We start from the raw sequence: 20,463 nt of genomic DNA, 5'->3' as shown, positions 1-20,463 counted from the left end.
TGACCATGACGACCCAGGCCCTGCAACATGCCGCCGACGCCCCAGCGGACGAGCGCTGCTACAGCACGGACATTCCCGCTCGCCTCGACCGCCTGCCGTGGACCCGTTTTCACACCCTGCTGGTGCTGGCGCTGGGCATCACCTGGTTGCTCGACGGCCTCGAAGTGACACTCGCAGGCGCCGTATCCGGAGCGCTCAAGGACAGCCCGGTCCTGGCCATGAGCAACACCGAGATCGGGCTGGCCGGCGCCACCTATATTGCCGGCGCGGTGCTGGGCGCGTTGTTCTTCGGCTGGCTGACCGATCGCCTGGGCCGGCGCAAGCTGTTTTTCATCACCCTGTTCCTGTACATCGGCGCCACGGCGGCCACGGCCTTTTCCTGGAGCCTGTGGAGCTTCCTGTTGTTCCGCTTCCTCACTGGCGCGGGTATCGGCGGCGAATACACAGCCATCAACTCCACCATCCAGGAGTTCACCCCGGCCCGCTATCGCGGTTGGGTCGACCTGACCATCAATGGCACCTTCTGGATCGGCGCCGCCCTGGGCGCGGTGGGCTCGGTGATCCTGCTCGACCCGGACGTGGCCGGCGGCGAACTGGGCTGGCGGCTGTGCTTCGGCATTGGCGCGGTGCTCGGGCTGATCATCATGCTGCTGCGCCTGTGGGTCCCGGAGAGCCCGCGCTGGCTGATGATCCACAACCACCCGGAAGAAGCGGAACGCATCGTCGCCGAGATCGAACGCCATTACCACGAACGCGGCATCGAGATACCTGCGATGCAGGAGCCGCCCCTACGTTTGCGGGCCCGCGACCATACGCCACTGCGGGAGGTGTTCCACAGCCTGTTCGTCGATCACCGCCGTCGAGCGATGGTCGGGCTGACCCTGCTCACCGCCCAGGCATTTTTCTACAACGCCATCTTCTTCACCTATGCGCTGGTGCTGACCAATTTCTATGACGTGCCTTCCGCGCATATCGGCTGGTACCTGCTGCCCTTCGCCCTCGGCAACTTCTGCGGGCCGCTGCTGCTGGGCCGCCTGTTCGACGTGATTGGCCGGCGCATCATGATCAGCAGCACCTACCTGATTTCCGGCGTGCTGCTCTGTTTCAGCGGCTATCTGTTCCAGCAGCAGATGATCGACGCCACCCAGCAAACCATCGCCTGGGTGGTGATTTTCTTCTTCGCCTCCGCGGCGGCCAGCTCGGCCTACCTCACCGTGGCCGAAACCTTCCCGCTGGAGATCCGCGCCCTGGCCATCGCCGTGTTCTACGCCTTCGGCACCGGCCTGGGCGGCCTGATCGGCCCGACCCTGTTCGGTGCCCTGATCGAAACCGGCGAGCGCACCAATGTGCTCTACGGCTACCTGATCGGCGCAGCACTGATGATTGCCGCGGCGGTGATCCAGGCGATCTGGGGTGTGGCGGCGGAACGGCGCTCGCTGGAGCATGTGGCCAGGCCGTTGTCGCAGGTGAGTGATTGAGCTGACGGGGTATTCCCGCAGAAGCGGCAATACCCCGTCTTGAGACATTGCTGGCGGTTTCTATCTGCGCAGGTAGCGGTAGGTCAGCAGTGCAAACAGCACGGTTGCCCCCGCCACCATGCCACTGGAAATAGCAACGCTCTCTCGAAATGCCGCATTGACAGCCTCCAACAACCCCACGGTCGCAGCGTCGGACCGGGTTTGGCTGATGGCATGCGCGCCGCCCAGCGTTTGCGCTGCTTTCACAACCTCTTCGGACACCCCCTCCGGCAAGGCCAGCGACAAACGATAGAGGGCCGCCACTGCCCCTCCGATCAAGGTGGTCCCCAGCACCACGCCAACCTCATAGGCCGTCTCGCTGACTGACGAAGCGCTGCCCGCGCTCTCGGCGGGCACCGAGCACAGCACCAGATCGTTGGATACGCTGGTGATGGCTGCCACGCTGACATTCAACAATATGAACGCTACGCACACCGTCAGCATCGTCGCCGGGAACAGAGCCATCACCGTAAAGGCCGCTGCCGCAACCAGCAGGCAGCCGCTGATGACCCGGTTCGGCGCGACCCGTTGCGCAACCGGCACAATGGCCATGCCGGCGACAATTGCCAGCGCCTGGCCGGGTACGAGAATCAGGCTGGCCATCAGCGGCGACATCCCGAACACCAGTTGCAGCAACTGGGTGGCGAAGAAAATGAAACCGATCAGCATTCCCAGGCTCACCAGGTTGACCGTGATCGATACGCTGAATACTGGCCAGGCGAACAGCCTGAGGTCCAGAAGGGGTTGCTCCAGCAGCAGTTGGCGACGGACGAAGAGCACACCCATCAGCACACCGGCCAACGCCCAGAGCAGCGCCTGGGTATCGGCTCCGACCGTCGCCAGATGCTTGAGAGCCAGCATGGTACCGGTCATGGCCCCCAGGCTCAGCAGAATGCTCAGGTAATCGGTCGGCGCCCCTTGCTGCCTTGACGATTCGGTGATCGACGAAGCCAGCAACAGCACCGGCAACAGGAAAGGCAAAGCCACCAGAAATACCGCTTGCCAGTCGAAATACTGCAACAACAAGCCTCCCAGCAGCGGCCCCAATGCCGAACCGATGGTCAGGCAGGTTGCCCAGACCGCCACCGCCAGGCGACGCTCTTCGCGGTCCTCGAAAGCCGTGCGAATCAGGGCCAGGGTTGCCGGCAGGATCATGGCCCCAAAGCAGCCCAGCAACACCCGGCCGGCGATCAAGTGCCAGGCTTGCTGGGAAAAGACTACCAGGACCGAAATGACGGCGAAGCCGCTGCAGCCCAGGCACAGCATCCGGCGATGCCCGACACGATCGCCGGTACTGCCCATGGTGACCAGCAAGCCGGCCAGCACCAGGGAATAAGCGTCGATCATCCACAACTGTTCGGCGGCCGAGGGCGCCAACGCCGTCACGATACGTGGTAGGGCGAAGCTGAGAATGGTGTTATCGATGGTCACCAGCAGTACCGGTAGCATGATGACGAGTAACGCCGCGCCCTTTGAGCGATCCTTGAGGATTGAAACCAGTGGACTTGCTGCTCCCTGCATCAGTCATTTCTCCCCGAAGGACTTAGAACATTGAATAGTGTTTCACAGGTTTTTCCGTATTCATCCACGTAGCCGCCCAGTTGCCGGCGCACCGCGACAATTTCCTCGGCGAAGCGCTCCGGAGTATCGAGCCCGCACAGCTGGTCCAGCATAGCCAGGCTGTCCGACAGTCGATCACGCTGCAACTGACCTGCACTGTTATGTTTCTGGATATCCCAGTAAGTGACAGGCGCATTGAGCAGGATCCGCGCCGACAGGCTCAGCAGAGTCCTCATTGGCGGCGGTGCCAGCGCCTGTATCGTTTCCAGGTCGCACTGGCTCCTCGACAATGCAAAAGTAAACGCAAGGATGGCGGCATGGGGCAATGCCTGGCATACAGCCATCGCCTGGTCATGCTCATCCGGCGACAGGCGCCTCACCTGCATGTCCTGTTCGTGCAACAGTGTCTCGAACCAGTCTCCCGCCTTGCTGGCCGTACGCTCACACACCACCACCGGACGCCCGCGACAGTCGAGCGTCGGGGAAAACATGGGATTGATGCCAACGCAAGGCACGTCGGGAAACAACGACTCGGCCCTGCGCTGGAAAGGTCCCTGCACCGAACAGGTATTGATGATGACCTGGATCGAGGCCAAGGCTCCCGCATAACGCTCAAGCACCTGTATCGCGACGTCTTCGGGCAAGGCGAGGACGATAGCGTCGGTGGACTCGAGCAACCCCGGTGCCTGCTCGGGCAAACCCAGCGCGTCCATTACCCGGTGATCGACTGCAAGGGTCGAGGGTACAAGGTCCACGATCGTCGGTTCGTATCCGCGCTCCTGCAACATCCTCGCAACAAAGCTGCCTACGATGCCGGCCCCACCCAGGATCAGAAAATTATTCAACGGCTATCTCCCTCGCGCTGATGCTATGGAATGGCACACTGGCCTTGACCAGCGTCTCATGCATCTCCTCTGCCGGATCGGAGGCGGCCACGATTGCCCCACCAATGCCGAAACGGGCCATGCCGTCCTTGATCACCGTCGTCCTGATGACAATGCTGAGGTCGATGTAACCATCCAGGCCGATCCAGCCCAGGGCCCCGGAATAGATGCCACGTGCGGAGGACTCCAGCTTGTCGATGATTTCCATGGTGCGTACTTTCGGCGCACCGGTCATCGAGCCGCCAGGGAAACAGGCCTTGATCGCCGCGAACGAATCGACCCCCGCACGCAACTGTCCTTCGACGGTCGAGACCAATTGATGTACCGATGAATAGCTTTCGATATCGAACGCTTTCGGCACTTTCACCGAGCCCGGCACACAGATACTGTTCAGGTCGTGACGCACCAGATCGACAATCATCAGGTTTTCTGCACGGTCCTTGGCCGAACTCGCCAGCTCGCGCTTGAGCTGATCATCCTGCTCCAGGTCAAGTCCCCGCGGACGTGTGCCCTTGATGGGGCGGGAGGCAATGCGGCCGCAGCCATCGATTGACAGGAACGTCTCGGGGGACGCGCTGAGGATGGAGAACTCCCCGGTGTCGATATAGGCACCATAGGGCACGGGACTGATGCTGCGCATGCGCAGATAGCCGTTTAGCGGATCATCCGTACACTCCAGGCTCGCACGGTTGGTCAGGCAGATTTCATATGACTCGCCATCGACGATCTGCTGCAGGCACAGATTGACCTTTTCGATGTAGGCCTTCGAGCAGTCGGCCAGTTGCAGCGCCGACTCGGCCACCGGCCCGGGAACGAAGGGTTGGTAGCGCGGTTGCTCGGCATCGCCGGTGGGTCTTAGCACAAGACGCTCACCCCACAGGTGACAGAGATAGGTGAGTTCATTCCGGTGATCGAAGACCAGCATGTTCTGCGGTAGGTAGAACAGCGCATCGGGCAATTCGGACACATGCGTGTTGCACACGCCGGTAGCGGTCAGGGCCTTGAGTTCGTACCCCAGGTAGCCGATCAGGCCGGCACTGAAGGGAAACGGCGCCTCGGACTGGCGGGCCGCCCCGAGGTGCTCGACGATGCCGGCCATCAACTCGAAGAAATCCCCCTCGAGACTCGCCTGCCCCGTGGGCCCCTCGATCGACAGGCGCCGACGATTGACGTCATACCTGAATACCAGCGCCGAGTCGCGATCACAGGCGCCCATCACCGAGTACCTGGCTTGCGGCCGATCCGACAATTCGCTGTCGAGCCAGAAGGCCGCCGGCCGTTCTGCGAAATGGGCCTTGAACATCTGCGATGGCCCTGGAGCTTGCTCAATGAGTTGGAAGTCAAACGACAGCTCCATCGAACCACCCGCAACTTGCAATGCCCGTCGCACAGGATCGATCTCCTGTTCGCAATTCTGGCGACCTCGCGCATCAGCGACAAGACGCACGAAATTGCGGATAACCTGCAAGCCATATTCCGAGTCGATGGACTCCGGGTGGAACTGCACGCCCCAGATTGCCCGCTCACGATGAGCGAGCCCCATGATCAGGCCACAGTCGGAGCGTGCGGTCACTTCCAGGCAGGATGGAACCTGCGTGCACACCAGCGAGTGATAGCGGACCACCTCGAATGCCTGTGGAATTCCGGCAAACAGGCCGCTGCCCGAATGAATGATGCGGGTACGGTAGCCATGTACGGGTTCCGGTGCGTGCTCGACCGCACCACCGAAGAAGCAGTTGATCCCCTGGTGCCCCAGGCAAACCCCGAGCACCGGGATCCGGGCACGTGCCAGCACCTCCCGGCACACGCCAAAGTCGGCGCTGCGGGCAGGATGTCCGGGGCCCGGGGAGAGGATGACGGCATCGTAACCCTCCAGGTCGAGTTCCTCGAAAGCGGTGGAATTGGGCACGATCTCAGGCTGTTCGCCGCAAGCCTCGTAGATGTACTGGGCAATATTGTTGGTAAAGGAGTCGAAGTTATCGACAATCAGTGTACGCATGCCTCATTCCTCCACACGTGACTGATCGAGAGCATCCATGATGCGCAGTTCCTCATCGCAGGTTTCCTTGATGATCAACTCGAACACCCGCTCCAGGTATTCCGGACGCAACTGACGAGATCGCGATAACGCAATCACCTGGTCCAGCGTCGAGGTGATCCGGTGCGGTTGCATCATCGGGATTCCGCTCACGTGCTTGATCCCGGCGATCGTCCGGCATACGTCCATGCGCTGGGCCAACAGGTCCACAAGCGACTGGTTGATCCGGTCCAACTGCTGACGACACGGCTGAAGATCCCGCTCCGCCGACGCAGCATTCCTTTCTGCATTCATTGACATGGTCCTTGCTGTTTATCGTCGTCAGGCCGATGCCCGGCCCAGTTGCTGATTGAGCTGACAGGCCAGCGCGTTGATCTGTCCCGGTGTATGAACTGCCGAGACGGCGCAACGCAGCATGGCCTTGCCGGTCTCCACGATCGGATAGAACACTGGAAACACGATCAGCCCCGAGGCCCGCAGGGCACTGGCCGCCATGACCCCCTGCCGTTCCGACTCGAACAGGGCTCCACGGATGGGAGCACGCAAGGAGGCATTCATCATGCGCTGCGAGACCTGAGCATCGAGACTCCGCACGTTCGCCCACAACGCGTCCTGCAGGGACGATATCTCGGAGGACAGGTGAATCTGCGCAGCTGCGACGTTTGCCGCCTGCAGTGGCACGGAAATGGTGTGACCGAACACCAGCGGATTGGCCAACGCCCGTAGCTGCGCCGCGTTGTAGCCGGGCTTGAGCACGATGAAACCGCCCGCACCGCCAAATGCCTTGCTCAACGAGCCCGCGATGAGGGTATTGGCCGGCAACCGGTAGCTCAGATTCTCGAAGGCATAACCGGCACCATGCCTGCCGGTAATCGAAATGCCATGGGCGTCGTCGATATAGAGGTAGCCGCCATGGGCCTGCAGCAACTCGCTCAGCTCACCCACCGGGAGCAGATCCGACATCGAGCCGACCCCGTCAATCAGCAGGACGGGGGTAATCTGCTCCCTGTCACATTGCACCAGTGCCTGCCTGAGCGCATCGATGTCCTGGGTGTCGACTCGCTTGACCGCGCCGAACTGCGACATGACCCCTCGCAGAACCTGCATCGAGGCGTGGGCGGTTCGATCGATCAGCCACATGACCGAGCGCCTGATCGGATAGCCTTCCATTGTGCCACTGCCCAGCAACGGCAATACACCGAGGTGGGCATTGCTGGTGGAGGTGAATACCGTCACGCTGGCTCCAAGATAGATCTCGCCCAGCAACTGTTCGAGCTGCCGCAGATAGACCGGGCTCATGGCGCTGCGACTGGCCGACAGGTGGATGCCGATTCGCTCGAGGGCCGACTGCGCCGCCATGATCAGCTTGGGATGGCTTTCAAGTCCCAGATAGGAGCATGAAATAAACTCCGTGCAGGTCGAGCCATCGGCCAACTCCACTTCCTTGCCTTTGCGTGAAACCACCTCGAAACCGGTCAGGCCATCATCCGACGCGCTACCGAGCGCCCCACTGGTGCGCTGCTGGCGAATCGTCATCCAGTTGTCATGGGTGGCTGCCGCCAGGCGTGAGTCCATGTTGTTCATGCCTTTCTCCCTACAGTCACGACGGCAGGTCCCGTCGAATCGCCAAAACGTCCATCGACACAAGTACGAACCGAGTCAAAACCATACTGTTCGAGCAGCGACCTGACCCGATGCCCCTGCGCTTCGCCATGCTCGATCAGCAGCGCCCCCTTCGGCTTGAGGATGAGGTCGGCCAGTCGCGCCGACGCCTCGATCAACTCGCCGCCCTGGTCACCCGCGTAAATGGCGCCGGAAGGATGATGAATGCCCCACTCGGGCAGAAGCTCGGTCCCCGCCGAGACATACGGAGGGTTGGACACGACTACGTCGACGCTGCCACGCGCCTGTTCGAACTTGTCGAGCCTGCTGATATCCCCCTCGCACAACGTCACGTCCGGACGCCCCTGGCAGAGCCGATGGATGTTGCGCCCGAGGTAGGCCTGGGCGATCGGATCGTTTTCGACACAGACCACCCTTGCCCCGGATCTGGACCATATCGACAGGCCGATTGCACCTACTCCCGAGCACAGGTCATACACCATCGAATGGCTATCGAGTGGCAGGTTCTCCTCGATCCACCGCACCATCGCCATGCTCTGCAAGCGCGGGATGAATGCGCCACTGCCCACGACGAAGCGCAGATCGGCAAAATCGGTGTATCCCAGGATGTGCCCCAGGGGCGTCCGGGCACAGCGCTCAGCCACATCCAGCTGAAACGCCGACAACCTGTGGCCATCGGGCTCGAACCCAGAGGAAAAGTGCTTGCCCGCAATGGCCCGCAGATCACCCAGGGGGTCCCATACACCCGCTTTCGTCAGGTTCTCCAATGCCGTGACGTGCTCATGCTCAAGCTGTGAATGGATCATGACCAGGCCTCGTAGTAGCGCGCCAGACGCTCGTACATCGAACGGTACAGATAGGAAAAGGCAACCAGTTCGGGCGGCGGAGTGAAATGCGGGTGCAACGACTCGATCAATCTCGTGTAGTTGTCGGTCATGCCCTTGTCGAGCAGTGGCGTCCAGTAAGGCTTGATGTCCCAGCGGTACTCATAGCCCGTGGCGAACATCTGTTTCACCGTCTCGGCGACCGTACTGCTGCGTGCGAGGCCCTGAAGCGGCTTGCGCACCGGAGCGAAGGAAGACAGGTCGAGACCGTTGGGCACGCCCTGTATCTGGTCCGCCATCCAGGACGCCAGCAGCGGCGATTGATGCAGGCCATCCCGGTAGGTGCCGGTGGCCAGCCAGAGGCCCTCGTACTCGCATTGGCCGATCAGCGGAAAACCATCGGCTGGAATAGGCCGGTTCCCCACCTGGATATTGACGACCTCGGCATCATGCAAATCCAGGTTGAGCTGGTCAACCGCACAGTCGAGCAGGAACTGCACATCGGAAATCAACGCATGGGAACGAGGTTCTTCAGCCAGGATGTTGGTTGCGCCGATATACAGCAGGTCCGCCGAGCGCGGCACACAGTGCAAGCCACAGGCGAAGGCTCTGTTGGGCGTTCGGATAACGGTCGAGGGGGTAGTCTGCCCCGGCTTGAGCCTGGCCAGGATGGACACGCCGTAACCGGCGAACAGCGGGGGAATCCGCGTTTTTATATCGTCCAGGGCGTCGAACAGCTCCAACGATTGGACACCGGCCGCCACGACGACATGCTTGCCGGCAATTTGCTGGCCATTCTCCAGCACCACTCCCGTGGCAACCCGACCTTCGGTTATCAGGCTGCGGGCATTGCTCGTGACAAGTTCGCCGCCGCATCCCAACAGGGCGGCATCCAGTTTTTCAAGGAGCAGGTGCGAATCGAGCGCGTTTTCATCGGGGATCAGCAGTGCCTGCATCGGCCGGACCAGGTCGTTGGCCTTGATCCAATCCAGCCGCTCAGGAGCGACCTCGCGGTAGGGGACCTTGTGATCAACCAGGGATTTCTCGATAGCGGCATAGTTGACGCTGTCGATTTCCGCCATGCCGGCAGAGTTCAGGATGACGTGGGTACCACGGGCCGTCAGCAACTCCTCGCGATTGCCGGAGGCCTGGGCAAGACGCTCGGCCCATTGCCCCCACACGCCCTTGGCCTGGATATCCATCGCCAGTTTCAGGCGACCATGTTCGCTGGCCAACAGACCGTTGGTGATCTCGCCAAAACAGCCATTCATCGCGCCTGCCGCTCTGGATGCCGCATTGATCCTGTTTATTTCCCCCACCCGGCAGACTTTGAGTCCGCGACTTGCGAGTTCGAATGCAATGGAGCCACCAATAGCACCGCTACCGACCACAACAACATCGTAGATCATCTTTATCTCCGCAGAAAAACACTTCAAACTTAAACCGAAACCCGAACTTCAGGCCTGAAAAAATCTAGAGAGCAACAATCGACTTGTTATCGATATGCTCTTGCAATGCTTCATCCAGGTTCACCCTGTGAATGAAGTTCAAGAACTGATGAGTGGGAAAACACAATGCAACCAGCTTGTCCTTGCCCCTGCTCAAGGATCCACCCAGTCTGCGTAGCTCTACACCATGACGCAGAAAGTAACGCTCCAGCGATTGCGTGGTCACAGCCACCACGTCACGAACGCCCTGCATGTGGGCGAACTGCATGGAGACCTTGAACAGGCTGATGCCGAGCGTCCCCGAGACCTCGGGAATAGCTGCATAGCGCGACAATTCCCAGATTTTCGCATCACGGGGAACGGGCTTGTCACAGAGTCGGGGAAAAACCTCGCCAAGCAGATAAGGCTGAGTTGTCGGCAACAGGCGAGTACAACCAACCACTTGCCCTTTATTATCCAGGGCAGTGATGAAAATTGTTCCATCCGTATCAAACTGATCAATTTCTATGCCTGGCCTCGGATGCAAGCTAACAACGTCCCAGCGCAATTTTCCGATGAACACCTCATGACGAAATCGGCCCAACTTTTCAAGTGCATCCTTATCCATATCGGCAAAACGCCTGCACACAAACCTGTACATCGGACAGCACCTCCTTTGCAGATCAGGCAGAACTTCCTGTAATTATTTAAACACTATGGATAAAGCCTGAAGACCGCAACTACCAAAATTAGTAGTCAGACATATCACGAAAAAATATGAAACACTTTTGTCCTGTGCAAAAAGCAGGAGAAGACGTACTAGTCAGAAGGAAAAGCATTGGGTGAGTCCGCCACACATGAACGAAGAGTCGTTCAGGTCAGGCGACCCAAAAAAAGCGGCACACCGCCATCAGTCATGCCGACAACTCGGAGAACGGAAATCCAGGTAGAAGAAAAATACGAAATCCGCAAGATCAAATAACACCAAGCGCCGCCGCATATGTCGCCGTCAACACCCTGTTACTGGAGCCAAACTTTCGCTGAATGCTCTTTACATGATAATTTATGGTATGTTCTGAAAGACTCAATATTTCAGAAATACTCCTGGAGCATTTGCCATCGGCAATCCAACGCAGGATTTCGACCTCGCGCCCGCTCAATAACACCTCTGCCTGAACAAGATTGTCAGGACAGGACAGATTGTCCTCAAGCAGCTCCGTGATGCACCTCAACTTGAGCTTGAGCAGCAGGGCTTCATCAGCGCCAACAGAGTCTTCAGCCCTGGAGATCCCCAGCATGTGCAGCGTCTGGTCCCTCCCCCGGGCCACAAAGGTGGCGCCAATGTTCAGATTCCACTCGCGCGCCTCACGGAACAGTTCAGAGCCCAGCAATTCGCTATGCTCTTCCCAGATCACAAGCCCCTGACTACGCGCCTTGATTACCGAGAGGTCAATGGCCCCGTAGCCCTTATCGTTGTAGCGCTCGAGCCATTCCCCGGGATAGGTGCCCACGATAAGCGTTTCGGCCTGGTTGAAGGGCACCGGGCGACGATAACCATAGGCAAAACAATCAAAACCCATGAGATGAACTTCATGTTCAATCTGGCGAAACAACTCCTCCGGCCGACTACAATTGGCGAAGCGCGAATTGACGTCGAACCACCACGTCATGAAATCAGCATTTTGCCTCATTGGCATCACCATACTATTCCTTTAGAAATTCAATCTACTCCAGAGTTAAATCTTGAAACAACAACTCGCCCCGGAATAAGTGTTGCAATATTTGAAAACAACCACCTGCTACCGGGAAGCCCAGTTATCCACGTAGTGTTCCGGTCGTACATCAGGGACAAGAGAACGAATAAATCCACTGGAGGGACTCACCCTGGCCGGCGAGCCCCGTGGACGCGGATCGACCCGACACCACCCCACTCGAGAAGAAGTCACGGTCGCCCGCCAGATTCGCCAGGGACTCGACGCGGAAATGATTCAGTACGGTGTGAGGGTCTGGTTTCTGACCACTACACCTCTCACGAAAACAACCCCAAACTATCATCCGTCGCAATCACCGCCCCCGTCACCGCCGCAGCCGTCACTCCCACCGCCACAGCGGCGGGCACCAACGAATCCGCCGCCGAAGACGACTGCGACGAGCCAGCAGCCCCTGATTCCGTTGCCGCTCTCGATTCGTTCGGTTCGCTACTGAACTCCCGCCGCACCTCATCAACCTCCCGCCTTGCCTCTTCGACCGTATCGATCACCAGCGTGCGCAAGCTCGTGGACATATCCGTTGCCCAGTAGATCAGCAGGTCCAGCGGATTATCGCGCTGCTCCGGCCCCCGCTCGTCCACCGTCGTACGACTCGGGTCGTTGGCGTGGCGGGAGCTGTAATCACGATAATCCCGATCCATGAAATCCGTCCGGTCATCGTTCCTGCGCGCCGCCCGGGCCAGGGTCGCCAGGTGCCGGACCTGTTCCTGCACCTGCGGCGGCAACGGCGTGCCCTGCTGTCGCGCCTGTTGCAGCAATGCCAGCAGTTCGCCGGTCGCCTGGCGCTGGAACTGCAGCCCTTCGCGCTGCGCCGACACCTGGGCGATCTCGTCATTACGCTCGCGCAGGCCGGCAGGCTGGAGTTGATCGAGATGGCTGGCCAACCGGGTCTGCAATAACGCCAGGGTATGGGCGTAGTCCTTGCTGGCAAACAGGCCGAGAAATTTGCGTTGGGTGTCGAAGCTTTCCTGCACCTGTAGCGTGACGAAGCCCGGCACCTGCTCGCGCAGCCTGGCCAGGACCACCGAAGACAGCTTGGGCAGCAGGTCGTAGGTCACCTGGCTCAGGTAGGCCTTGCGCTGGCGCGCCAGTTTGCCAAGGGCGCGTTCGCTGGCCTCGGCGCGCTGTTCAAGGGTTTCGAGCACATTGCCCAGCTCGGCGATGGCGTCGTCCAGGTCCGGGTCGCGCAAATCGTTCATGCAGGATTCTCCTCGATCGCCTGGAGGCCGTCTTCTTGGCGGCTGGCAAAGTAATTGGCGAAGTACTGGCGCAGTCCCGGCTTATCCATCCCTGCGGCCCACTCCAGCGGCGCGCCGGGGACGATCTGCAGGTCGGTCCAGGGGTCGAAGCCAAGGTCGGTGATGTCGTGCATGCGCAGGAAGTAGCGGCGGTTCACGGCGTCGCCATGCCACAGGTGGCGAATGCGTCCCGGCACTACGCCGAGGCGACCCTGCACCCGTTGGTGGAAGCGCCGACCCCAGGCCTTGAGGTGGTCGATCTGCCGGGGGTCGTGCTTGAGGGCATTGCGAATGCAGAAGTTGTAGTCGCCGAAGATCGCATGGGCCATGAAGTGGTCGGCGCTGCCGGAGACGGCGCACTCGTAGAGCCCCACTTCGTCGAAGATCTCGCGGCGCATCGCCCAGCCGTAGCCGGTGTGGCCATGCAGGTCGTAGCGGCCGGCATCGAGGCTGTCGGGCTGGCGCCGCATCACCGCGGCAAAGGAATGCGCGACGTCGGCCACGGCCCCCCCGACGTTGCCGTGTTCCAGGCGCAGGCAGCTTTCGAAGACCTGCGCCACCGGGTACTCACGCAGCACACGGACCAGGTCGCCGACCCAGGAACGGTTGTCGAAGAGGATGTCGCAGTCGAGCCAGGCGACATAACGACAATTTCCCGGCAGCCAGGAGGCGGCCAGGTTGAGCAGGCGCTCCTTCTGCCAGAGCAGCGTGCGCGCGCGGACCTGGATCACGTCCAGGCTCGCGGGCAACTCGAAGGGTTCCTCGCCGAACGCGCATTCGACGGTGATGCAGGTCACCCCGGCCCGGCGCATGCCGGCGATAAACAGGTCGTAGTTGTGCCGGCGGCTGCTATAGCCGCAGGGGTTGAAATAGGTGGTGATGACAACGAGTCCGTTCACTGACCGGAGACTCCTTCCCTTAAGTCGTTGCCCATAGCACAAGGAAACCCCAGATAAAATTAACGAAGAATGGGAGTTCCCAAACACACCACCTGACGATTCCGGCCATGGACACACACACCCACCAGAGAACTACAGCCGTGAAGAAAGCACACCCACAAATGCAAAAACCAACCACCTTGAGTATTTCGAGCAGCGGCAGAGAAAAGAAAGCCAGAGCCTTATCAATCCAGCCCAGGAAATTTTTATCTTTTTCCGGATAACCGGGAACTACACCTGCACCCCAGAGCATTTGGCGAATGTACCGGTAGAACATCCGCTCCGTAGTCCCTGGCGAACCAAAGAAATCAAGCAAGGCAAGCAGCATTTCCTTGAACATCATTTTTACTGCCAGCAGTGGAACGGCGGAATAGGCTATTACGATAGCCAGGGTCCCCCAGAGCTTCAGATAGCCTTGCCATGAATTCCACAGTTCGAAATAGGCATCCTGACTGGCACCCAACGTAATGACCAGTGTCGCGACGATTGCGAAAAAGCCCACCAGCAGCGTCATGAAGCGTCCAGGCTCGGGAAAGTCCCAGTAGAATGCCTTGAAGTCACGCATCTGATCGGGCGCGGCTTTCGAGTCGATGCGCTGCCAATTACGCCACTGCGTTTCCAGCTCAAGTGCCTTTCTCGATAAGTCCTGGTTGGGACCACCATAGAGCTGGCAAAACCAGGCCTGTTCCTGAAGCTGTATGCCAATAGCGACCGAGCAGTTTTGTGGCAATTGAATGCCTGTTCTTCGCTCAATCTCGTCTGCGCGAACCTGAGTCATAACATCGACACACTGCATCATGGCAATCAGCAAAACAATAACGCAGTAAAGCATTGGCCAAGAGAACGCGGAAAACTCCATCACTCGCCCTGAAAATACCATGTACAACATTGCGGCCAAGATGGCAAAAAGATAGATGAGAGTTACAAGATACTGCCGGACCTTCAACATCCGCCCCAGCGGAACACGAACAAACAAACTCCGATGAGTGCGAACATCCTTGTGCAACTTCTGAATATCCATCAACGCCCCACAAAAAATTAACCTCCCCTGATGAGGAAAACCCGACAGATACTACCATTGCGGAAAAAAGCCGAAACACTCTGTGTCCAACATTCTTGCCCGACCACCGAGACAATGGTCGGTGCTCAGAACAGCAACGTCAGGGCGCCACTCCCAATCCCCGCAAGCGCCGATACAAGGTCCGCTCGCTCATCCCCAGCTCCTTGGCCAGCTCACTGCGCGACCCCTCGAACACCGCCAGCGCATGGGCCAACTGCTCCAGATCATGACGCCCTCGACGACGCAAAGGTGCGGCGGCAGGAATATCGCCACGCAATTCCGCCGGCAGGTCCTGCACGCGAATCACCCCATCGTCGGTAAACAGCCGCGCCCGCTCCAGCACATTGCGCAGCTCACGGATATTGCCCGGCCAGGCGTATAACGTCAGCGCCCGCAGCGCCTGCGAATCAACGCGTGGCACGGCGCCCGGTGCCAGGCGCTGCAACAGGCTGTCGATCAGCAGCGGCAGGTCGTCGCCACGCTCGCGCAATGCCGGCAGGCGGATCGGGAAGGCGCTGATGCGGTAGAAGAGGTCCTGGCGGAAACTGCCCGCCGCGACCATGTCCTTGAGCGGCTTGTGGGTCGCGCAGACCAGGCGGAAGTCCGAATGCACGGTGCGCAGGCTGCCCACCGGACGGAAGCTGCCGGACTCGATCAGGCGCAGCAGCTTGACCTGCATCGCCAGCGGCACTTCGCCGATCTCGTCGAGGAACAGCGTGCCGCCATGGGCCGCCTCGGCAAGGCCGATCTTGCGCTGCAAGGCACCGGTAAAGGCGCCCTTCTCGTAGCCGAACAGTTCGCTCTCCAACAGCGTCTCGGTCAGCCCGGTGCAGTCGACCACCACCAATGGCCCGCCGGCCCGCGGGCTGCCTTCATGCAGGGCCCTGGCGAAAAGCTCCTTGCCGGTGCCCGATTCGCCCTGGAGCAATACCGGGATCGGCGACGGCGCGGCCCGCTGCAGTGCGGTCAAGGCTTCCTTGAACGCCACCGAACGCCCCACCAGCCCCTGGTGCTGGGGCTGCGCCGAGGCCACCGCGACACTGTTCAGGCGCTCGACATAACCGACCACCTCGCCCTGGCGGTCCAGCAGCGGGCGCAACTCCACATCGACATGCTCCGGCCCGCGTGGCGTGTGATGGATATGCAGCACCCGTTCCGGCAGGCGCGTATCAAAGGCCTTACGCATCGGGCAGTGTTCGCCGGCCTGGTCACAGGGCACCGCGAACTGATGGGACACCCGATAACACTTGGCGCCGACATGAGGCCGCCCCTGCACGCCGAACTGGCGCTGGTAGGCGGTGTTGGCCGCGACAATGTTGTACTCGGTGTCGAGGACGATGGTCGGCTGCACATCGTGTTCGAGGTAGGACACCAGTGCCTGCATGTCCGGGTGGGAAAGATCGGTGGCAAGGATGTTCATGGCGACTCCCGGGCGAAGGCCGGAGCTTAATACAGCCGGAGCGCTTCTGCCATCCTCTGCCATTGACTGCCACAATGACTGCCATTTTCTGCCAATTATTTATCTCACCCAGATAACTTCGGCAATTGCGCTGACAAAAGTCAATGAACAGGTAAAAAAATCGCAACCCGTGCTTGGCATGCTTATTGAACTCACTGACAGACAAGGGAAGGCACCCGGCTGGACAGGTGGGCCCCCTCTTTGCCTGGAGTACGCAATGATCATCGGCGACAAGCTCACCGTAGAAGCCTTTTTCGATCCCAATACCTGGACCATCAGTTACCTGGTGATGGACCGCGAGACCCGCCACTGCGCGCTGATCGACAGCGTGCTCGACTACGACCCCAAGTCCGGGCGCACCCGCACGGAGTCGGCGGACCGGATGATCGCGCGGATTCGCGAACTGGATGCCCGGGTCGAATGGATCCTGGAAACCCATGTACATGCCGATCACTTGTCGGCAGCCGCCTACCTCAAGGAACAGCTGGGCGCCAAGGTGGCGATCGGCAGCCGCATCACCCTGGTCCAGCAGGTGTTTGGCGAACTGTTCAACGAAGGCACTGACTTCAAGCGCGACGGCAGCCAGTTCGACGTCCTGCTGGGCGACAGCAGCGAATTCACCATCGGCAACCTCAAGGCCCTGGCCCTGCACACCCCGGGTCATACCCCGGCGTGCATGAGCTACCTGATCCGCGACAAGGACGAAACCGTGGCCTTTGTCGGCGACACCCTGTTCATGCCCGACTACGGCACCGCCCGCTGCGACTTCCCCGGCGCCGATGCGCGCACCCTGTACCGCTCGATCCGCAGCCTGCTGGCGTTGCCGCCGCAGACCCGGCTGTTCATGTGTCACGACTACCTGCCGGGCGGTCGCGAGTTGCAGTACATGACCACCGTCGCCGAACAGCGTGCACGCAATATCCATGTGCACGAAGGCATCGATGAAGACACCTTCGTCAGCATGCGCGAAGCCCGTGACGCCACCCTCGAGATGCCGGTGCTGATGCTGCCCTCGGTGCAGGTCAACATGCGCAGCGGCCACCTGCCCGAGCCGGAAGAAAACGGCATGCGCTACCTGAAGATCCCGCTCAATGCCCTCTGAACCAGGACCCGCCTCCATGAATTCGACACCCGAACAAGCCCCGATCCGGCACCAGGTCGTGATCGTCGGTGCCGGCGCCGCCGGCATCGCTGCCGCATCCAGCCTGCTGGCCCGCGCGCCCGGCCTGGATATCGCGATCATCGACCCGGCCGACAGCCATTACTACCAGCCCGGCTGGACCCTGGTCGGCGCCGGGGTGTTCAGCCCCGAATCCACCGCCCGGCCGCTGGCCTCGCTGATCCCCAGGGGCGTGCACTGGATCAAGGCCGCGGTCAGCACCTTCGAACCGCAGTCCGATACGCTGGTGCTGGCCGACCGGCGCCGCATCGGCTATCAGCAGTTGATTGTCTGCCCCGGCCTGAAACTTGACTGGGCCGCCATCGACGGCCTGGAAGCGACCCTGGGCCGCAACGGCGTGACCTCCAACTACCGCTACGACCTGGCGCCCTACACCTGGAAACTGGTGCAGGAGCTGCAACACGGCCAGGCGCTGTTCAGTCAGCCGCCGATGCCGATCAAGTGCGCCGGTGCCCCGCAAAAAGCCCTGTACCTGTCCTGCGACCACTGGCTGCGCAACGGACGCCTGGGGCAGATCCAGGCCCGTTTCTTCAACGCAGGCGCCGTCCTGTTCGGTGTCGCCGACTACGTCCCGGCGCTGATGGAGTACATCAACAAGTACGCGGTGGACCTGCAGTTCGGCCATAGCCTCGTAGCGGTCGACGGTCCGGCGAAACAGGCGACCTTCGCCCGCACCCTGGCCGACGGCAGCCGCGAAACCCTGGTCCGGCCTTTCGACATGCTGCACGTGGTGCCGCCACAGGTCGCCCCGGACTTCATTCGCGCCAGCCCGCTGGCCGATGCCGCCGGCTGGGTCGATGTCGATCCCGGCACCTTGCAGCATCGCCAGTTCGCCAATATCCACGGCCTCGGCGACGTAACCAACACCAGCAACGCCAAGACCGCCGCCGCCGCGCGCAAGCAGGCGCCGGTGGTGGCCAACAATGTGCTGGTGGCCCTCGGACGCCTGCCGCGCCAGGCGGTCTACGACGGCTATGGTTCCTGCCCGTTGACGGTGGAGCGCGGGAAAATCGTCCTGGCCGAATTCACCTACGGCGGCAAGCTGGCGCCGACGTTCGCCCCATGGCTGCTCGACGGACGCAAACCGACCCGCCTGGCCTGGTGGCTGAAGGAACGCCTGCTGCCGCCGCTGTACTGGCGCGGCATGCTCAAGGGCCACGAATGGCTGGCCCGACCGACGCTGAAAGCGGACAAGCAGCCGGTATGAATGAACATATGCTGCTGGGCGCCGGACTCGGCACGCTGATCGGCGCGATCCTCGCCCTGACCGGAGCCGGTGGCGGCATCCTGGCGGTGCCGCTGCTGGTGTTCGGTCTCGGCCTGTCGATGGTCCAGGCGGCACCGATCGGCCTGCTGGCGGTGGGCCTGGCGGCCGCGGTCGGCGCCCTGCTCGGCCTGCGCCAGGGCATCGTCCGCTACCGGGCCGCCGGTTTTATCGCCGGGATCGGCATCCTGCTCACGCCGCTGGGTTTGTGGCTGGCCCACCGGCTGCCCAACGAACCGCTGGCACTGGGCTTTGCCGTGGTGATGGTCTATGCCTGCGCACGGATCTTCAACAAGGCCCGCCACGAGTTGCTGCATGGCCAGCCGGCGCCACGGGCCGATTTCCTGCCCTGTGTGCTCAACCCGTTGCAGGGTCGGCTGCGCTGGACCCTGCCCTGTGCCCGGGCGCTGACCGTGACCGGCATGCTGTCGGGGTTGTTGTCGGGACTGCTCGGGGTCGGCGGCGGCTTCGTGATCATCCCCGCCCTGACCCGCTATACCAACCTGGACAGCAAAAGCATCGTCGCCACGTCCCTGGCGGTGATTGCCCTGGTGTCCGTCGGCAGCGTGGTCACGGCGACGCTGTCCGGAGTGATGCACTGGTCGATCGGTGCGCCGTTCGCCGCCGGTGCGGTACTGGGGCTGGTGCTCGGTCGCCAGGTCGCCGGACGACTCGCCGGCCCGAGGCTGCAGCAGCTGTTTGCGCTGGTCGGGGTACTCGCGGCCCTGATGCTCGCCGCCGGTGCCATTGGCCTGTCATAAGCCCGGAGCAGCGGCTCGATAGGGCTCCAGATAGGCGCAGCCGAGCAGTTCATGCAGGCGCCGGCCGTCGCTGAGTCGGCGGAAAAAACCCGGCGACTGCCAGGGTGCCCGACCATCGACATTCGGCGCACCGCGACCGGCGAGGACATCGTCGATCCACAGCGTGCGGGTTTCGAAGGAGATCCGCGTCAACCCCGTGTGGTTGGGCACTCCGGCATGGGCATGAGCCCCGGAGAATGCCAGCAGTGTGCCGGGGTCGATCACCACCGGTATGGCAATTTCGCCTTCGATGGACTCCAGCAGGTGCGCGATGGCCTGATCGGCATCCACCGTATTGCGCCCGTCACGGTGTGAGCGTTGGAGAACCTGCTGCAGATCGAAGTCGGCGCTGCTGTTGGCCAGCGTCCGCTGCCAGAGCTGCGGATAGATCGCGAAGGTACGCCCGGCGCTGATGGGATAGATCGGGGCCCACCAGTTGGTCTGGGCGTAGAGGTTCGAGCCCCAGGTATCGCGGTGAAAGGCAATGGTCGCCGTCGCGCGGTCCCGGGGGCCGTTCGACCGGGCTCGGACGGTGGCTGGAAGCGCAGGTGCAGGCGGTCACAGGTAATCCCGGAAGCCGCCAGCCCGAGACTGTCGAGCACCTGCCGCCAGCAGCGCCGTACGCCATCATGCTGATGGAACTGCGCCTGCAGGCGAGTAAAACATTCCGCCTGCCGTGCATGGTCCAGATGCCGGTGAACAAGCGTCGGGTCATGGGGATACAGGGTTTCTTCCAGCAACCCGCGGGCTACGTCGACCAGTTCCTGCATGGCCGGCAACGCCAGGGCAAAGATCTCCCCGGCGTAGATCCGCGTGTGAAAGGCTTCCGGCAACGCCGGTGGCTGCAACAGGCTGTACATCCGCTCTCGCTCCCCAGGATGC

Annotated in this window: 17 protein-coding genes and 1 pseudogene; 4 read left to right on the top strand and 14 right to left on the bottom strand. The window is 61.3% G+C overall.

Features of this window, described 5'->3' with window-relative positions; genetic code table 11:
* Window positions 1-5: 5 nt before the first annotated feature.
* Window positions 6-1,478 (top strand): MFS transporter, encoded by a 1,473-nt coding sequence (locus KI243_RS10095; RefSeq protein WP_017125790.1) that lies wholly within the window; start codon window positions 6-8, stop codon window positions 1,476-1,478.
* Between the two features lie 60 nt (window positions 1,479-1,538).
* On the opposite strand, the gene KI243_RS10090 is transcribed toward KI243_RS10095, so the two are convergent.
* The 13 genes from KI243_RS10090 to KI243_RS10030 all read right to left on the bottom strand — a co-directional run bounded on the left by KI243_RS10090 (window position 1,539) and on the right by KI243_RS10030 (window position 16,298).
* Window positions 1,539-3,038 (bottom strand): MFS transporter, encoded by a 1,500-nt coding sequence (locus KI243_RS10090; RefSeq protein WP_042935198.1) that lies wholly within the window; start codon window positions 3,036-3,038, stop codon window positions 1,539-1,541.
* Entirely contained in the window at window positions 3,038-3,922 is an 885-nt protein-coding gene (locus tag KI243_RS10085) for a prephenate dehydrogenase dimerization domain-containing protein (protein ID WP_177084862.1), read from the bottom strand. The genes KI243_RS10090 and KI243_RS10085 overlap by 1 nt, the downstream gene beginning before the upstream one ends.
* Window positions 3,915-5,960: an aminodeoxychorismate synthase component I gene (gene pabB, locus KI243_RS10080; RefSeq protein ID WP_212810768.1), complete on the bottom strand. Its 2,046-nt coding sequence runs from the start codon at window positions 5,958-5,960 to the stop codon at window positions 3,915-3,917. The genes KI243_RS10085 and pabB overlap by 8 nt, the downstream gene beginning before the upstream one ends.
* A 3-nt stretch (window positions 5,961-5,963) precedes the next feature.
* The gene (locus tag KI243_RS10075; protein ID WP_017125786.1) at window positions 5,964-6,293 is read right to left on the bottom strand and encodes a chorismate mutase; all 330 of its coding nucleotides are present in this window, start codon (window positions 6,291-6,293) and stop codon (window positions 5,964-5,966) included.
* Between the two features lie 27 nt (window positions 6,294-6,320).
* Window positions 6,321-7,583 (bottom strand): aminotransferase class I/II-fold pyridoxal phosphate-dependent enzyme, encoded by a 1,263-nt coding sequence (locus KI243_RS10070; protein WP_244861832.1) that lies wholly within the window; start codon window positions 7,581-7,583, stop codon window positions 6,321-6,323.
* Window positions 7,580-8,428, bottom strand: coding sequence for a HemK/PrmC family methyltransferase (locus KI243_RS10065; protein WP_212810767.1), 849 nt, complete (start codon window positions 8,426-8,428; stop codon window positions 7,580-7,582). Before KI243_RS10065 ends, KI243_RS10070 begins: the two co-directional genes overlap by 4 nt.
* Window positions 8,425-9,855: an FAD-dependent oxidoreductase gene (locus KI243_RS10060; RefSeq protein ID WP_177129696.1), complete on the bottom strand. Its 1,431-nt coding sequence runs from the start codon at window positions 9,853-9,855 to the stop codon at window positions 8,425-8,427. The genes KI243_RS10065 and KI243_RS10060 overlap by 4 nt, the downstream gene beginning before the upstream one ends.
* Before the next feature lie 64 nt (window positions 9,856-9,919).
* Window positions 9,920-10,534, bottom strand: coding sequence for an acyl-homoserine-lactone synthase (locus tag KI243_RS10055; RefSeq protein ID WP_212810766.1), 615 nt, complete (start codon window positions 10,532-10,534; stop codon window positions 9,920-9,922).
* 313 nt (window positions 10,535-10,847) lie between these two features.
* Window positions 10,848-11,576 carry an autoinducer binding domain-containing protein gene (locus KI243_RS10050; RefSeq protein WP_212810765.1) on the bottom strand — a complete coding sequence of 243 codons (729 nt, stop codon included), beginning with the start codon at window positions 11,574-11,576 and terminating at the stop codon, window positions 10,848-10,850.
* 326 nt (window positions 11,577-11,902) lie between these two features.
* The gene (locus KI243_RS10045; RefSeq protein WP_212810764.1) at window positions 11,903-12,841 is read right to left on the bottom strand and encodes a hypothetical protein; all 939 of its coding nucleotides are present in this window, start codon (window positions 12,839-12,841) and stop codon (window positions 11,903-11,905) included.
* On the bottom strand, window positions 12,838-13,779 hold the full coding sequence (locus KI243_RS10040; RefSeq protein ID WP_212810763.1) for a hypothetical protein: 942 nt from the start codon (window positions 13,777-13,779) through the stop codon (window positions 12,838-12,840). Before KI243_RS10040 ends, KI243_RS10045 begins: the two co-directional genes overlap by 4 nt.
* 19 nt (window positions 13,780-13,798) lie before the next feature.
* Window positions 13,799-14,839: a hypothetical protein gene (locus KI243_RS10035; RefSeq protein WP_212810762.1), complete on the bottom strand. Its 1,041-nt coding sequence runs from the start codon at window positions 14,837-14,839 to the stop codon at window positions 13,799-13,801.
* A 139-nt stretch (window positions 14,840-14,978) separates the two neighbouring features.
* Entirely contained in the window at window positions 14,979-16,298 is a 1,320-nt protein-coding gene (locus tag KI243_RS10030) for a sigma 54-interacting transcriptional regulator (protein WP_212810761.1), read from the bottom strand.
* A 256-nt stretch (window positions 16,299-16,554) separates the two neighbouring features.
* Here KI243_RS10030 and KI243_RS10025 point away from each other — a divergent pair, with 256 nt between their 5' ends.
* The 3 genes from KI243_RS10025 to KI243_RS10015 are packed head-to-tail and all read left to right on the top strand — an operon-like array spanning window position 16,555 to window position 19,542.
* Window positions 16,555-17,439, top strand: a complete 885-nt coding sequence (locus KI243_RS10025; protein WP_017125778.1) for an MBL fold metallo-hydrolase — start codon at window positions 16,555-16,557, stop codon at window positions 17,437-17,439.
* A gap of 16 nt (window positions 17,440-17,455) precedes the next feature.
* Window positions 17,456-18,724, top strand: a complete 1,269-nt coding sequence (locus KI243_RS10020) for an FAD/NAD(P)-binding oxidoreductase (RefSeq protein WP_178990049.1) — start codon at window positions 17,456-17,458, stop codon at window positions 18,722-18,724.
* A complete protein-coding gene (locus tag KI243_RS10015; RefSeq protein ID WP_017125776.1) occupies window positions 18,721-19,542 on the top strand; it encodes a sulfite exporter TauE/SafE family protein in 822 nt (273 codons plus the stop codon). The genes KI243_RS10020 and KI243_RS10015 overlap by 4 nt, the downstream gene beginning before the upstream one ends.
* Here the strand turns inward: KI243_RS10015 and KI243_RS10010 are convergent.
* Window positions 19,537-20,441 (bottom strand): annotated as a pseudogene (locus tag KI243_RS10010) (hypothetical protein). The gene KI243_RS10015 and the pseudogene KI243_RS10010 sit on opposite strands and share 6 nt — an antisense overlap.
* Window positions 20,442-20,463: the final 22 nt, after the last annotated feature.

Source organism: Pseudomonas sp. Ost2 (assembly GCF_018326065.1).
Taxonomy (GTDB): domain Bacteria; phylum Pseudomonadota; class Gammaproteobacteria; order Pseudomonadales; family Pseudomonadaceae; genus Aquipseudomonas; species Aquipseudomonas gingeri.
Note: the sequence above shows the minus strand (reverse complement) of the source record. Positions and strands in the feature narration are given on the sequence as shown.

Coding starts and splice junctions, on each gene's coding strand:
- KI243_RS10050 (WP_212810765.1), bottom strand. CDS start 11,576: ATGGTGATGCCAATGAGGCAAAATGCTGATTTCATGACGTGGTGGTTC.
- KI243_RS10030 (WP_212810761.1), bottom strand. CDS start 16,298: ATGAACATCCTTGCCACCGATCTTTCCCACCCGGACATGCAGGCACTG.
- pabB (WP_212810768.1), bottom strand. CDS start 5,960: ATGCGTACACTGATTGTCGATAACTTCGACTCCTTTACCAACAATATT.
- KI243_RS10035 (WP_212810762.1), bottom strand. CDS start 14,839: ATGGATATTCAGAAGTTGCACAAGGATGTTCGCACTCATCGGAGTTTG.
- KI243_RS10015 (WP_017125776.1), top strand. CDS start 18,721: ATGAATGAACATATGCTGCTGGGCGCCGGACTCGGCACGCTGATCGGC.
- KI243_RS10045 (WP_212810764.1), bottom strand. CDS start 12,841: ATGAACGATTTGCGCGACCCGGACCTGGACGACGCCATCGCCGAGCTG.
- KI243_RS10095 (WP_017125790.1), top strand. CDS start 6: ATGACGACCCAGGCCCTGCAACATGCCGCCGACGCCCCAGCGGACGAG.
- KI243_RS10090 (WP_042935198.1), bottom strand. CDS start 3,038: ATGCAGGGAGCAGCAAGTCCACTGGTTTCAATCCTCAAGGATCGCTCA.
- KI243_RS10055 (WP_212810766.1), bottom strand. CDS start 10,534: ATGTACAGGTTTGTGTGCAGGCGTTTTGCCGATATGGATAAGGATGCA.
- KI243_RS10065 (WP_212810767.1), bottom strand. CDS start 8,428: ATGATCCATTCACAGCTTGAGCATGAGCACGTCACGGCATTGGAGAAC.
- KI243_RS10020 (WP_178990049.1), top strand. CDS start 17,456: ATGAATTCGACACCCGAACAAGCCCCGATCCGGCACCAGGTCGTGATC.
- KI243_RS10075 (WP_017125786.1), bottom strand. CDS start 6,293: ATGAATGCAGAAAGGAATGCTGCGTCGGCGGAGCGGGATCTTCAGCCG.
- KI243_RS10025 (WP_017125778.1), top strand. CDS start 16,555: ATGATCATCGGCGACAAGCTCACCGTAGAAGCCTTTTTCGATCCCAAT.
- KI243_RS10070 (WP_244861832.1), bottom strand. CDS start 7,583: ATGAACAACATGGACTCACGCCTGGCGGCAGCCACCCATGACAACTGG.
- KI243_RS10060 (WP_177129696.1), bottom strand. CDS start 9,855: ATGATCTACGATGTTGTTGTGGTCGGTAGCGGTGCTATTGGTGGCTCC.